General features: G+C 40.9%; 13 protein-coding genes and 1 pseudogene. 1 reads left to right on the forward strand and 13 read right to left on the reverse strand.

The genetic code is table 11. The features are described 5' to 3' along the window. Positions 1-78: 78 nt before the first annotated feature. The 9 genes from ACWPV5_RS05360 to ACWPV5_RS05400 all read right to left on the reverse strand — a co-directional run bounded on the left by ACWPV5_RS05360 (position 79) and on the right by ACWPV5_RS05400 (position 7,119). Positions 79-417, reverse strand: coding sequence for a YlbF/YmcA family competence regulator (locus ACWPV5_RS05360; protein WP_049542908.1), 339 nt, complete (start codon positions 415-417; stop codon positions 79-81). A gap of 53 nt (positions 418-470) precedes the next feature. After that, positions 471-758 (reverse strand): hypothetical protein, encoded by a 288-nt coding sequence (locus ACWPV5_RS05365; RefSeq protein WP_261076829.1) that lies wholly within the window; start codon positions 756-758, stop codon positions 471-473. 144 nt (positions 759-902) lie between these two features. Next, positions 903-1,052, reverse strand: coding sequence for a hypothetical protein (locus tag ACWPV5_RS05370; RefSeq protein ID WP_196229775.1), 150 nt, complete (start codon positions 1,050-1,052; stop codon positions 903-905). Between the two features lie 10 nt (positions 1,053-1,062). After that, the gene (locus tag ACWPV5_RS05375; RefSeq protein ID WP_219966807.1) at positions 1,063-2,166 is read right to left on the reverse strand and encodes a prephenate dehydrogenase; all 1,104 of its coding nucleotides are present in this window, start codon (positions 2,164-2,166) and stop codon (positions 1,063-1,065) included. A 9-nt stretch (positions 2,167-2,175) separates the two neighbouring features. Continuing rightward, the gene (aroC, locus tag ACWPV5_RS05380) at positions 2,176-3,342 is read right to left on the reverse strand and encodes a chorismate synthase (RefSeq protein ID WP_261045891.1); all 1,167 of its coding nucleotides are present in this window, start codon (positions 3,340-3,342) and stop codon (positions 2,176-2,178) included. Between the two features lie 9 nt (positions 3,343-3,351). Beyond that, entirely contained in the window at positions 3,352-4,419 is a 1,068-nt protein-coding gene (gene aroB / locus ACWPV5_RS05385) for a 3-dehydroquinate synthase (protein ID WP_261045893.1), read from the reverse strand. Between the two features lie 18 nt (positions 4,420-4,437). After that, complete coding sequence (locus ACWPV5_RS05390) at positions 4,438-5,292, reverse strand: shikimate dehydrogenase (RefSeq protein WP_454382699.1); 855 nt, start codon at positions 5,290-5,292, stop codon at positions 4,438-4,440. Continuing rightward, positions 5,282-5,959, reverse strand: coding sequence for a type I 3-dehydroquinate dehydratase (gene aroD / locus ACWPV5_RS05395; RefSeq protein ID WP_000767765.1), 678 nt, complete (start codon positions 5,957-5,959; stop codon positions 5,282-5,284). The genes ACWPV5_RS05390 and aroD overlap by 11 nt, the downstream gene beginning before the upstream one ends. Next, positions 5,956-7,119 carry a class I SAM-dependent rRNA methyltransferase gene (locus ACWPV5_RS05400; RefSeq protein WP_454382701.1) on the reverse strand — a complete coding sequence of 388 codons (1,164 nt, stop codon included), beginning with the start codon at positions 7,117-7,119 and terminating at the stop codon, positions 5,956-5,958. The genes aroD and ACWPV5_RS05400 overlap by 4 nt, the downstream gene beginning before the upstream one ends. 116 nt (positions 7,120-7,235) lie before the next feature. Here ACWPV5_RS05400 and ACWPV5_RS05405 point away from each other — a divergent pair, with 116 nt between their 5' ends. Beyond that, on the forward strand, positions 7,236-9,386 hold the full coding sequence (locus ACWPV5_RS05405) for an LTA synthase family protein (RefSeq protein ID WP_454382703.1): 2,151 nt from the start codon (positions 7,236-7,238) through the stop codon (positions 9,384-9,386). Positions 9,387-9,994: 608 nt separating this feature from the next. On the opposite strand, the pseudogene ACWPV5_RS05410 reads toward ACWPV5_RS05405, so the two are convergent. From ACWPV5_RS05410 to ACWPV5_RS05425, 4 genes and pseudogenes are all read right to left on the reverse strand, one after another. Next, positions 9,995-10,072 (reverse strand): annotated as a pseudogene (locus tag ACWPV5_RS05410) (IS200/IS605 family transposase); the annotation flags it as partial. 186 nt (positions 10,073-10,258) lie between these two features. Beyond that, complete coding sequence (locus ACWPV5_RS05415) at positions 10,259-11,602, reverse strand: DEAD/DEAH box helicase (RefSeq protein ID WP_454382705.1); 1,344 nt, start codon at positions 11,600-11,602, stop codon at positions 10,259-10,261. Between the two features lie 140 nt (positions 11,603-11,742). Beyond that, entirely contained in the window at positions 11,743-12,558 is an 816-nt protein-coding gene (locus ACWPV5_RS05420) for an endonuclease/exonuclease/phosphatase family protein (RefSeq protein WP_261063091.1), read from the reverse strand. A 51-nt stretch (positions 12,559-12,609) separates the two neighbouring features. Beyond that, positions 12,610-14,790: a PTS transporter subunit IIBC gene (locus tag ACWPV5_RS05425; protein ID WP_454382707.1), complete on the reverse strand. Its 2,181-nt coding sequence runs from the start codon at positions 14,788-14,790 to the stop codon at positions 12,610-12,612. Between the last annotated feature and the right edge of the window lie 150 nt (positions 14,791-14,940).

Here is a 14,940-nt window from a genome sequence, read left to right on the forward strand (position 1 = left end):
CTTGCAATACTTTTACTTATTTTATCATAAAAAGCCAGAAATTCCTCAAAAATTCCTGACTTTAGGATAGTTATTTTCTTATTTTAGCAATTCTGAAACTGGTTCAAAAACAATTTTTTCAATGTCAGAGAGGTAAATTGCCAATTGTTGTTGCTTGGTAAAGAATTCTGACAAGAGGCTGTTCCCCTGAATCTGCTTGCCAAAACCTTCCATCTTAGCTTGGAAGGAAGCATCTGGCATTTGACCTGTCTGGGCTAGTCTTTGAATTTCGTCTTGGAAAGCAACATATTCTGTAAAAATTTTGCTTGCCTCAGCATCTGCTGAAATAGCATCTTTGGCTGCTTTGACAGCCTTGTATTCTGGTAATTCGCGTAGACCGCGACTGAGTTCGTTTGCACTATCGTAAATATTTGACATGATTTTCTCCTTATTTATTTCTTTTAAAATTACTAGTCACTCTGTGATCTTTATTATTGTGCAATAACTTTTATATGACCTCTTGAATGTCCATTGCTTAATTCCTTATCTGGTATATACTCTATCTTCAAAGTTCCTAAATTAGAACATGTTTTTATTTCATTTGACATAAGATTATCAAAATAGTTATTTATCTCATCATCAGATAAGGATGATTCAATCGATTTAACAATATCATGAAACACTTCTTTCATTCCTACAACACCAGATTCACTATTTTCATTTGTCTGATTTATTGTTACATTGATTTTATCAGTATCATTTGCATGTAAAAGTTCCAAGTAGTATCCGTAGCTTGATGCGAAATATTTTATTTTTATATTTCCTTTTTTGATATTTTCTAATGGGTTATTAGAATTTTGATTATAGCTATTGATAAACTCATTAATAATTCTATCGTCTAAATACTTTGAATTGGTTTTCTCTTAACTTATTTCCTTGTTGGATGGTTCATTTTTTGTCTCAACACTTGCTTCTGAACTAGTTTTCACATCCTTTTTAACAGCGTAAGCTCTAAGTAAGATAAAAGAAATAAAGATAATACCAAATATGAATCTAGGCTCTATTTTAGGCATATTTTTCTCCTTATTTGACAACGACTGTGTAGTCGGTATTTTCTGTTATGAGATGCTCAGCTCTTTCCAAGTCTTGAGCATTTTTAAATGAAATTTGTAGGATTCCATGAATATCCTCACGGTTTTCCTCGTTGATGTGGATGTTAACCAAGGAAGTTCCACGTAGCAGTTCCAAAATCCGCAGGATGACATCTTCTTCATCGGGAACATCGACATAGAGGTCGTAAGAACTGTCCACTCCACCACGCTTATGGATTTCCATGGCCTGACGTTGCTCACGCGCTTGGTTAAAAAAGTTCCAAATCTGCTCCTCATCTCCCTTGCTGATGGCTTGTCCAACCTCATCTAAACGTTCCTTGAAATCCTCAATTCGATCCAGAATGGTTTCACGATTGGACAAGAGAATGGAAGTCCACATTCCCGGCTCGCTTTCCGCAATCCGAGTCATATCTCGAAAACCACCTGCCGCAAAGCGCCTTGCCATCTCATGTTCTTGAGCATAAACCGCGGTCTGTTCCATGAGACTAGAAGCCAGAATATGAGGAAAATGGCTAATCTGAGAAGTCACCCGATCATGCTCCTTGGCATCAATCTCGATAAAACGGGCATGAAGACCTGAAAGTAAGTCCCTCATTTCCTCAAGCGTATCGTGACCTGTCAGACTCGAAGGTGTAAAGATATAATAGGCATTTTCAAAGAGATTAACATCCGCAGAAGCAGCCCCTGTCTTGTGACTACCAGCCATGGGATGGGCCCCGACAAAGCGAATAGACTTGCCAGCCAAATAGTTCTCCGCTGCATCTACAATAGCTGACTTGGTCGAACCAGCATCTGAAATAATGACACCTTCTTTCAAGTCCAAGTTGGCCAACTCCTTAATAAAGGAAATGGTTTGCTTTATTGGCAAGCTGAGGATGATGATATCTGCCAAAGGAGCAAAACTGGCAAAATCATCCGTTGCACGGTCAATCATGCCTTCTTTCAAGGCGATATCTCTCGAAGCTTGACTGCGATTATAACCTAAAATTTCATAATCTGGATGATCGCGTTTGATACCTAGGGCCATAGAGGCTCCAATCAATCCAAGACCTGCGATATAGACTGTTTTTGCCATAGGAACTCCTTAATAGTTCTTTGTATAGTCTCGGTGTTTAGCTACCGCTTCTTTTAATTCCTCTAGATTATCTGATGAGAATTTTTCAAGGATTTCTTGTGCCAGAACCGTTGCCACAACAGCTTCCATAACTACACCTGCTGCTGGAAGAGCGGTCGGATCACTTCTCTCAACGGTTGCCTTATAAGGTTCGTGGGTTTCGATATCCACACTCATAAGTGGTTTGTAGAGAGTAGGAATGGGTTTCATGACACCACGAACAACAATGGGTTGCCCATTAGTCATACCACCTTCAAAGCCCCCTAGATTGTTGGTACGGCGGGTATAACCGTCTTCTTTAGACCAGAGAATTTCATCCATGACTTGGCTGCCTTTACGATAACCAGCCTCAAATCCAAGACCAAATTCCACCCCTTTAAAGGCATTGATAGAGACAACAGCTTGGGCCAATCTTGCATCCAATTTTCTGTCCCATTGGACATAGGAACCAAGACCAACTGGAACACCTCCAACGACTGTCTCCACAATCCCACCGATGGTATCACCGTCACGTTTGATTTGGTCAATATAATCCTTGATTTCCTGTTCCCTTTCTTGGTTGACAATAGAAATTTCTGACCGGGCAGCTCTTTCCTTAATCTCAGCAACTGTGAGATTCTCAGGAACATCGATTTCCTTGCCACCAAAGACTACGACATGGTTGGCAATCTCCATATCCAGCTCAGCCAAGAGGCGTTTTGCTACTGCGCCAACTGCCACCCGCATGGTGGTTTCACGAGCTGACGAACGCTCCAAGGAATTACGCAAATCATCAAAACGGTACTTGATGCCCCCAACCAAGTCGGCATGACCTGGACGTGGATGGGTGATTTTCCGTTTGCTTTTAAGGCGGTCTTCAATGTCCTCCGCAGACATGATATCCAGCCATTTTTGGTGGTCCTTATTGATGACATCCATGGTAATGGGAGCCCCAGTAGTCTTCCCATGGCGAACACCCGAAGTAAAGATAACTTGGTCGCTCTCAATCTTCATACGACCACCGCGGCCGTATCCACCCTGACGACGTTTCAAATCCTCATTGATGTCCTCTGCTGTCAAAGGAAGTCCAGCTGGAATTCCTTCAATGATAGCCGTCAGACGGGGACCGTGTGATTCTCCTGCAGTTAAATATCTCATACACTCTCCTTATTTTACCAAGTAGTCTTTCATCTCTTCCAGAGAAACTGGGTGAATAGTCGCTGAACCGAGCTCTGGTACCAAGACCAATTTCAAGGTATTACCACGCGCTTTCTTATCATGAGTCAAAGCCTGATAAAGCTTATCAACATCCCAGTTTTCATAGTCAACAGGCAAGCCAAATTTCTGACACATAGCTGTAATGGACTGAGTTATGCCAGCTGGCATGAGGCCTTTTTCCTCAGCAACCTTGGAAATCTGTACCATTCCCATGGCCACAGCTTCACCATGCATGACTTTTCCATAACCGGCCGTTGCTTCAATGGCATGACCAATGGTGTGGCCAAAATTGAGGTAAAGGCGTACACCATTGTCCAACTCATCCTCAACCACCATCTTGCGCTTGACCTGACAAGAATATTCGATCAAGGTCTCTGCATATTCCAGAATGCTCTCTACAGAACCATCCAGCTCCGTCAAGAGAGCCCAAAGTTCTGGATCCTCAATCAAGCCGTACTTGATGACCTCCCCCATCCCTTCAATCAACTCTCTTTTTCCAAGCGTTTCAAGGACAAGTGGGTCAATCAGAACCCCGTCGGGCTGGGCAAAGGTCCCCACCATATTTTTAGCAAATGGAGTGTTGACACCTGTCTTTCCGCCGATAGAAGAATCCACCTGAGCTGTCAAGCTGGTCGGAATCTGAACAAAGTGAATACCCCTCATATAGGTAGAGGCTACAAAACCAGCCAGATCTCCAACGACACCGCCACCAAGAGCCACGATTCCATCGCTACGAGTCAACCCCTGCTTAACTAGGAATTCATAGACTTTCTGAACAGTAGTTAAATTCTTTCTTTCTTCGCCTTCTAAAAAGTCAAATACTGCTACCTGAAAACCAGCATCTTCTAGGCTGAGCTTGACCTTCTCTGCATAAAGAGAAGCTACATGGTTATCTGTCACAATGACTACCTTTTGTGGTTGCCAGAGTTCTCGCAACCATTGACCAGCCTGAGCCAGACAACCTTTTTCAATCTGAATATCATAAGGATGATGAGGAATATCGATTCTGATTTTCATAGGAGAATCTCCTTTTCTTTATTGGTATTTTTCTGTTAAGGACTGCCAAATCTCTTCTGTCGGCATTTCCTTGCCTGTCCACAGTTGAAAAGCTTCTGCAGCTTGATAGAGCAACATTCCCAGACCATTGATCGCTGGATTGCCCTGACTTCTGGCCCATTTCAAAAATGGCGTTTCAAAAGGCTTGTAAATGATATCAGCTACTAGGAGAGTTTCTGGTAAGACTATGTTTTTAGGAACTGGAGATGATTGACCATCCATCCCTACACTTGTCGCATTGACAAGTAAATCCGACTCAGCAATCCTTGCTTGCAGTTCAGGAACATCTTCTAAAGCATACAAGTCCACTTTAAAGCCTGTTTGCTCCTGTAACTTGTCTAGATAAGGTCTTGTTTTTTCCATGGAAACTGAACGAACAAAGAGCGAAATCTGACTGACACCATCCAAAATAGCTTGTGCCAAGATAGACTTGGCCGCACCACCTGCACCCAGCATGGTCATCTTCTTACCTGTAATTGTAAAAGAAGGCAAGCTCTTAAAAAATCCCTTGCCATCTGTATTATATCCAATTAAATTGCCATTCTCATTGACAACCGTATTAACCGCACCAATCAAGCGTGCTTCATCACTCAGCCCATCCAAATAAGGAATCACCTGCTCCTTATAGGGCATGGACAGGTTGATGCCAAACATCTGGTAGCGACGAATATTGGCCACTGTTTCTGCCAAATCACCCGCTTCAATCTCCCAAGCCACATAAGCACCGTTGGTAGTTGTCGCCTCAAAGGCGCTGTTGTGGATGAAGGGGGAAATAGAATGCTTAATAGGATTGGCAACAACTGCAGCTAAACGTGTATAGCCATCAAGCTTCATCCAAAATCTCCCTGATTTTTTTCATGTTGGCTAGAGAAATCTGACCAGGGGCACTAGCCTCATCCAGACTGGCAAAAGACCAGCTAGAACCAGTCACATCCGCAGTAATACGAGAGACCTTGCCCACCTTGCCCATAGAAATAGTCACATACTCCTGTTCAGGATTGAGGGTTTTAAAGCCCCGTGTATAGTTCATCAAGTCTAGCACATCCTGCTCCGTGTGAGCCATCACTGCAACCTTAACAAGTTTTGGATTTAGGCTCGTCAACTCTGACAAGATCTCCATCATGTTTTCAGGTGTTTCTTGGAAATTATGGTAACTCAAAACAAGATTTGGGAAGTCCAGCATTTCCTCAAAAACATCCTTGTAGCTATAGTACTCAAAATCAATATAGTCTGGTTGATAGAGTTGCGCCACTTCCTTGATTAGATGGATATATTCTTCTGGAGAAAGGTCGATTTCTCCCCCTTCAGAGCGAGTTCGCAATGTGAAAACCAACTCACGACCTGCAAATTTTTCAAAAATAGCTGGAGCCACCTGCAAAATCGCTTCTTTAGGCAGATAGTCGGCACGCCATTCAATGATGTCGGCATCCAGATACCTCGTGGCATCCAGAGCCTGAGCCTCCTCTAAACTTCTTGGCATTACTGAAACGATTAATTTCATTTACTAACCTTCATACTAATCACCTTGAGGTAATTACTACTTTCATCTTTTTTATTATAGGCGAAATCTGCTGGAAGACCGTATTTGTTTAAAATCTGGTAACTTCTTCCTGCAAATCCTTTATCAATTTGTTCTGTAAATTTCTGGCGGGATACATTGGCAGCATTGGTACTAGCAATGATAATCCCTCCCGGATTTAAAATCTCAAGACTCTGGGAAATCAACTTGTGATAATCCTTGGCCACAGAGAAGGTCTGTTTTTTGTTCCGAGCAAAGCTAGGCGGATCTAGTACAATCACATCGTAGGTCAAGCCTTTTCGCTTGGCATACTTGAAATATTCAAAGACATCCATGACTATAAAACGATGCTCGTCTGTGCTGATTCCATTTGCCTGAAAATGCGCTTGAGACAATTCTCGTGAACGTTTGGCTAGGTCAACAGAAGTTGTCTGGCTAGATCCTCCCATGGCTGCAGCTACTGAAAATGCTGCTGTGTAGGAAAACATATTGAGCAAGGATTTGCCCATAGCCAAACCATCGACCAGACTACCACGAACCTCATGCTGGTCTAGGAAAATCCCTGTCATCAAGCCATCATTCATAAATACTTGATACAGAACCCCATTTTCCATAACAGTGAAAAAGTCAGGTGCTTCTTGACCATAAACATGGGCAGATTCATAGTCCAATCCTTTAAAGCGAATCTTCTCATAGGCCCCTAAAAGCTCAGGAAAAACCTGTCTAAAGGCTTCTGAGATGGTCTGACGAATCTGATAAACATAAGAGTTATACCAAGAAAAGACAGCATAGTCGCCATAAAGGTCCACTGTCAGACCGCCAAAGCCATCTCCCTCTTGGTTGAAGAGACGAAAGGCAGTTGTCAAATCATCTTGATAGTAGGCTCTTCTCTTTTCTTTAGCTTGTCTAAACAGCGTTTCAAAGAAAGCTTGATTGAAGGCCACCTTGTCCTTACTAACAAACCAGCCCAAGCCCTTGTTTTGCTGAGAAAGGTAGGCAGTCCCAAGAAAGATTCCTTCTTGACTCTGCACTTCTACTTCCTGATCCTTAAGATTGACATTCTCAAGATCACTGGCTTCTAGTAAAACCAGACCTTTGGCGAGCTTCTTTTCAACCCTTTTACTAACTCTTATTCTATTCATAACTACCATTATATCAAACTTTTAGCCAATTCTCAAAAAAGAAACTACCCTTGCTTTTTTACTCTTCTTTTAAAAAATGGTATACTAATACTAATAAAAAATTAGGAAGTAAATGTGTGAGAATTAATTTTAACAAAATCCAAAAAGCCATCGGTACCAGACTGGGTTTTGTCCTAACCCTTTTAATCCTATATTGGCTCAAAACCTTATTAGCCTATACCGTTGACTTTAATTTAGATATTCAAGTTGGCAAGTTGCAGGGAAATTACCTTGCCTTTATCGCCTTTTTCAATCCTCTTCCTTTGGGACTCCTCCTGCTGACTCTAGCCCTCTATGCTCGGTCAACCAAGATCTTTTATGGCCTGAGTATAGCTATTTATAGCCTTTTATTCATTTGGCTCTATTCCAATGTCTTTTACTATCGAGAATTTAGCGACTTTATCACGGCTAATACCATGAAGGTGGTCAGCAAGGTGTCTGTCGGCACTGCGGAATTAGAGTTACTGCGTCCTTGGGATTTCATCTATTTTATGGATTTCCCATTGCTGGCTTTCCTTTTCTATAAAAAACTCATCAAGCTGGACAGGAGACCTTTCAAATTCCGCTCCAGTGTTGCTATCACTGCACTCTCAGCCTTGCTCTTTTCTGCTAATCTTTTCTTGGCTGAAATTGAGCGTCCCGATCTCCTATCGCGAGGATTTTCGAATTATTATGTTGTTCGCGCCCTCAGTTTGCCAGCCTTTTTAGGCTATAGTGCCAACCAATCCTACAGTGCAAACAAAGAACGTGCCAAGGCCTCTGAGACTGATCTTCAACCTATAACAGATTATATTCAAGAACATTCTGCTAAACCCAATCCAGACTATTTCGGCTTAGCCAAAGGGAAAAATGTGATTTATCTCCACTTGGAGAGTTTTCAGCAGTTCCTACTGGACTATAAACTCAACATAGATGGAACTGAGCATGAAGTCACTCCCTTCCTCAACTCCCTCTACCATTCGCAATCAACCCTAGCCTTTTCGAATATCTTTAACCAAGTCAAGGCTGGTAAGACCTCAGATGCGGAAACCATGCTGGAGACTGGTTTGTTTGGACTTGACCAAGGTTCTTTCATGGTCAATTACGGTGGTACCAATACCCAGCAGGCTGCTCCTTTTATCCTATCAAAAAACGGCTATCAATCGAGTGCCGTCTTTCACGGTAATATCGGGACCTTCTGGAACCGAAATACGACCTACAAACAATGGGGTTACCAATACTTCTTTGATGCTTCCTATTTTACTAAGCAAGACAGTAGCAATTCTTTCCAATATGGTTTAAATGATAAAATCATGATGAAAGATTCTATTCAGTATCTGGAGCATTTACAGCAACCTTTTTATGCTAAGTATATCACGGTGTCCAATCACTATCCTTATGCTAGCAATCTGACTGGCGATGAGCTTGGTTTCCCCTTGGCCAAAACCAAAGATGAAACGATCAATGGCTATTTCCAAACAGCCAACTATCTGGACAGTGCTATCAAGGCCTTCTTTGACTATCTCAAAGAAAGTGACCTCTATGAAAAATCCATCATCGTCATCTACGGAGACCATTATGGAATTTCTAACTCCCGCAATCCTGAGCTGGCACCCTTGATTGGCAAGACTTCTGAGAACTGGTCGAATTACGACAATGCCATGTTGCAACGGGTGCCTTTTATGGTGGTCATGCCTGGCTATGAAAAGGGGCAAATCATCAATACCTACGGTGGGCAAATCGATATCTTACCGACTCTCGAACACCTCCTTGGTATTGAGTCCAATTCCTTCCTTCAAGTCGGCCAAGACCTCCTATCACCAGACCACCAAGAAATCGTTGCCTTTCGAACTGCCAATTCCTTCGTCACACCAAAATATACCAACTACGACGGACGAACCTACTATACTGAGAGCGGTCTTGAAATCAGCAATCTTGATGAACAAGCTCAGACTGAACTAGAAATTGTTCGTCAAGCAGCTAGTCAACAGCTGAAAATCAGCGACCAGATTCAAACTGGCGATTTGATCCGTTTCTACCAAGCAGATCATCTTGGAAAAGTTGATACAGAAAGTATTTCTTACCTCAATTCTTTACCAATTCTGCAAAAGATTGAGCAGGAAAAAGGAAGTCAGTCAACTAGCCTCTTTAGCCAACGAAAAGGTAAAACCAGTACTGACCTTTTCAAAGCACCAAGTTACCAAGAACTCCACCCAGAGTCGGCAGAAACCGAATCAAAATCACAATAAAAATGCTCTTCCGTCTTGGAGGAGCATTTCTTTTTATCAAATAAAATTCAACGAAAATCAAAGAACAAACTAGAAAACTAACCTCAGGCTAACTTTGAGATTATAGTAGATAGGTTGTATCAGCAATATATGTCTGTCAAATTTAGTGACAAAGATAGTAGAAGAAAAATGAGAAGTCATAGAGAGAAGATAAATCAGCTTCAGTAGATATCTGGAAAATTTGATTTTATAGAAAAGCCTTTTGTTACAAACTCAATATACTATCAATAAATAATATTATAGAAGCAATAATAATTAAAATTTCACCTATTTGCATCATTCTATTTCGAACTTTAAATATATGTTCTATCAAAAATACTTGGATCACACACATTATAGGAATTAACGTTTTTGAAGTTGAAAAATATCCCAATAAATAAACTATAAACAACAATAATAGAACTATATTATATTTCTTATTCATGACATTCCCCTCTTTATTTTTTGATTACCAATCTTAATCATTTACAACTACATTCTAACAAACTATAAAAGCCTTGCTAACAAATATTGCCATTTTAAAATTTTTTGTGATTCGAATGTGATAAACTACTTTGATATTGATTTTAGATAACTTTTCGTCTATACTTAGGGGTGAACACAAAGTGATACTTTGTGTGCGATAAACTATGAGCCTTTTGTGCCATATTTTTCTCCTTTCGCTTTACAATTGGCTTGAACACCTTTATTGTATCGCGTTTGGATTTTTTTTGGTATAATCTTCGACGCACACCCGCATAGCGGGTGGTTTTTTGTCTCGCACCTAACGGAGCGAGACGGACTGAAAGTCACATAATTAAAAAAGTTGGAGCTCAGTACTCCAACAATTACTATTAAAATGTTTGGCGTTTTGCTTTACGCTCTGCACGACCGCGAGCACGATTTTCAGCACGCTTGGTTTTGCGGCGCTTTTCATCAACCGCCCATTGAATTTTCTTCTTATAACCTGGTTTGACTTTTTTCTTTTTCTTTTTAACCAAACCAATCATTTCGATATCGAGCTTATCTTGTTTTTTCTCACGGTTTGCACGACGATCACGGTCATAGGTATCTTGAAATTCTCCATCTTTTACCATCTTCGGAGTAAATTTAATTCCTAATTTCTCCAACTCACGGATATCCGAGTCATCACTTGGCTGGTAAAGGGTAATAGCTGTACCTGGTAAGCCATTGCGTCCGGTACGACCAACACGGTGCACGAAGAAGGATAAGTCTTGCGGAATGGCATCATTAATGACATGGCTGACACCTTCAATGTCAATTCCACGCGCCGCCAAGTCTGTTGCGACAATGTACTCAAAATCTAGATTTTTCACCTGATTCATGATACGTTTGCGTTCACGAGGGGCAATATCTCCATGGATTTTTGCCACCTTCAAGCCTTGAGCAGTCAAGTAGGCATGTAACTCATCAGCACGCGTTTTGGTGTTAACAAAAATCATTGCCAAATACGGTTGCATCAACTGAGTTAACTGGTAAATTTGAGCATTCTTGTCACGTCCCTTAGTAGAAATCAACCAATTATCAATGGTATCAGAAATGACCGTTTTGGTCTTGATTTTCTCCATGACAGGATTTGACAAGTATTTTTTCAAGAATGGTTGCAACTTTTGTGGAATAGTCGCTGAGAAGACCATGAATTGCAGGTTTTTTGGAAGGCTTCCAGCAATCTTATCAACAGTTTCTAAGAATCCCATATCCAAGGTCATGTCTGCCTCATCGACCACAAAGGTCTTAGCCTTGTGAATAGCTAGGTCACCAGACTTAACTAAGTCATAAATACGGCCAGGCGTGCCAATAACAATATGAGGCTGGTTACTTGCCAATTTGTCAATCTGGCGAGCCTTATCTGTACCACCCACATAATTAACCACACGAACTTCAACTTCTGAGTGGGCTGCAATCTGACGAGCTGCTTGGTAAATTTGAGTAGCCAACTCACGGCTCGGTGCAGTAATGACTGCTTGAACACTATCGCTGGTTTCATCTAATTGCTGGAAAATCGGCAATAGGAAAGTGTGAGTCTTACCCGAACCTGTTTTTGATTCACCGACTAGGTCACGACCTGCTAAAACAATAGGAATCAACTTGTCTTGCACCTCTGTTGGAGTTGTAAATTTCAACTCCTCCAAGGCTTCTCTAATATAGTTTTTAAATTGAAATTTCGTAAATGACATAATATCCTCGATTCTATCTATCTTACCAATTATACCATATTTTATTTCATTTCAGTAGTCTCACTTATAGAGCTTACTTTCAGTAGCTTATCTAATCAAAAAAAGGCTGGAACTTCATGATTCCAACCTCTTTTCAATCTTTATTTCCAGTTTAAAGTAGCATTCAAGCCATAGTGATCACTCACTTGTGGACTCTTGTTACCATCAAATACGACATGTAAATTTTCCACCGCTAACTCTTTGGTAGTAAAGACATAATCGATTCGAAGGGGTTCAGTATTTCCTTTCCAGCCATCAATTTCTGGTGGAACGGTATAGCTACCGCTTTTCTCTTGAGCAACTTCAAATGCGTCTTGTAAGCCCAATAGACTAGCTAAAATAGCTTGGTAGCCTTCCTGACCTGCTGGATTGTTGAAATCTCCAGCTAGCAAAAGCGGCTTGTTCAATTCTTTCAAGACAGCCTCAAATCGTGCCCATTCTTCTTGGAAACCTTTATCCCACCAAGAAAGGTGGACACTTGCAACTGCAAGTTCCTTACCATCAACTACAGTTTCAGCCAAGGCAACACGACGAGTATGATAGTCTGTTGGATCATCCACATCTGAAACCAAAATTTCTCTGGCTTCAATAGGTGTTTTAGACAAGATAGCCACACCTTCGTGGTAGCGATCATAACCGATATGGTTATAGGCCCAAGTCCAGTAGTAATTTTTCCCTTGCTCAGACAACTTTTCAACCAAGAGTCTAACATAGTGATCTTGGTGAATAGGCTCAGCTGCTGGCAAAGCTTGATAAAGGTCATTAACCTCCACCTCTGGCGAAGTGATCTCCTGATTGATTTCTTGGAAACAAATCAAATCATAGTCCTTTTCAAGAATATCCTCAAGCAAAATCTGGAATTTTTCCTCAGCTTCTTTTTCCATCCAACTGTGAGTATTGAGTGTTAAAAATTTCATTCTTTTCTCCCAAAATAAGAGGTTGGAATACAGCTTCCAACCTCAAGTATATTACAATTCTACTTTAGCAACTGCTGTTTTAGCTGCAAGAGAACCTGTTTTTTCTAATTTAACTGATTTAATTGCATCACCATTTGTGAAGACAACTACTGTTGAAGTTTCACGTCCTGCTGCACGGATAGCATCCAAGTCAGCTGTGACAAGAAGATCTCCTGCTGCAACTTTTTGTCCTTCAGCAACATGAACTGTAAATGGTTTACCTTCAAGACTTACTGTGTCCAAACCAATGTGAACCAATACTTCAAGACCTGGTTCAGTCACAATACCAAGAGCATGTTTTGTTGGGAAGATGCTTGATACAGTACCTGAAACTGGAGATACAATGTTTCCATTTGCAGGTTCTACTGCAAATCCATCACCCATCATTTTTTGAGCAAACACTGGATCTTTCACTTGTTCCAAGGCAACAACTTGACCGTCTGCTACTGAGTAAACTTCCTCAGTAAGACCTTTGAAGTGAACAGTGTTTTGTTGTGCTTCAGTCATTTGGCTTGGAAGAGTTTCAGGAATGATTTCACCTGAATCAAGGATATCTTGGATATCAGATTTCAATACGTCAGCTTTTGGTCCGTAGATAGCTTGAACCCCTTGTCCTTTCATGACAAGACCCATAGCTCCTTCTGCTTTCCATTGCTCTGCATTTCCTACTTTATCTGCATCTTTAACAGTAACACGAAGGCGAGTCATACATGCGTCAACATCAACGATGTTTGCACGTCCACCAAGAAGGTTAATAATGTTTACAGCTTGAGAACCTGCTGCAACTTTCACTTCGCTGCTAGATTCTTCTGAACCTTCAGCAGTTTCGTAGTTTCCGTTACGCCCTGGAGTTGCGTAGTTGAATTTTTGAATCATGAAGTTTGCGATAAAGTACATGATTACAGCAAAGAGAACAGTTACCCAAACGAAGTTAACGATATCCATACCGATACCAGCACTGATTGCAATAGGTGTACGAGTCAAGAATTCAATTGAACCGAATGAGTGCATACGTAGGTTTACAACGTCAGCCATAGCGAAGGCAGCACCTTGAACAAGTGAGTAAACAAGATACATAGGTGTTGCTACAAACATGAACATGTATTCGATTGGTTCAGTAACCCCTGTCAAGAATGTTGCAAGAGCTGTTGCAATCATCATACCTTTGTATTTATGTTTCTTGTCAGCATCAACATTACGGTAGATAGCAACAACGACACCCATCAAGATACCGAATGAACCGATCATTTGTCCAACTTTGAAACGAGCTGGATGTACTGTATCTAACAAGTGTTGGTATTGACTAGCATCAGTACCTTTGAGGTTTACAAGGTCTGTTACCCATGCAAGCCATAGTGGGTCTTGACCAAATACTTGACTACCTTTAGCTGCACCAGTTAAGACCTCATAAGTACCACCAAGAGCTGTGTAGTTCATTGGGATAGTCAACATATGGTGAAGACCAAATGGCAAGAGCAAACGTTCCAATGTACCATACAAGAATGGTGCAAGGATTGGAGCAGTTTCTTGTGAGTTGGCAATCCAGATACCAAAGCTATTGATACCTGTTTGAACTACTGGCCAGAAAGCAGCAAGTACAATTGCAGCAATTATTGAACGAAGAATAACTACAAACGGTACAAAACGTTTTCCGTTAAAGAATGAAAGTGCATCAGGAAGCTTACGGAAGTTATAGTATTTATTGTAAGCAGTTGCTCCAATAAAACCAGAAATAATCCCTACGAAGACACCCATGTTCAATGCTGGGGCTTCCATAACACTAATGAAGTAATCAGCAACTTTGATTGAACCACCAAAGATAGTAGTTACCATAGCATCTGGATTTTTCAACATATCGCCTGATACACCAAAGATTGTACCAGTGATACGGTTAATCAAGATGAAGGCAAGACCAGCGGCGAAAGCACCACCAGCACGTTCTTTAGCCCAGCTTCCTCCAATAGCGAGGGCGAACAAGATATGAAGGTTAACGATAACTCCCCAACCGATTTGCTCTAGTACACCACCAGTAATAACGAGTGGTGCAAAGGTTGGGTTAATCATCACGATAGACTTACCGATTGAAATCATCAAACCGGCAGCCGGCATAACCGCGATAACTACCATCAAAGCCTTACCGAATTTTTGCCAAAATTCGAAAGACAAGACATTTTTGAATGTATCTTTCATCATTCAAATCTCCTTTATTTTTATTTAGGCAAACGTTTTACGAAAACGTTTGCACCTTTTATGATTTAATTATACCACTTTAATTTTTTTTGTAAAGGCTTTTACAAAAAAAAATAGACTTTTTTCTAAAATTTTTGTAGCAAAAAAAGGAGA

It is taken from the genome of Streptococcus sp. Marseille-Q7156, from assembly GCF_965119495.1.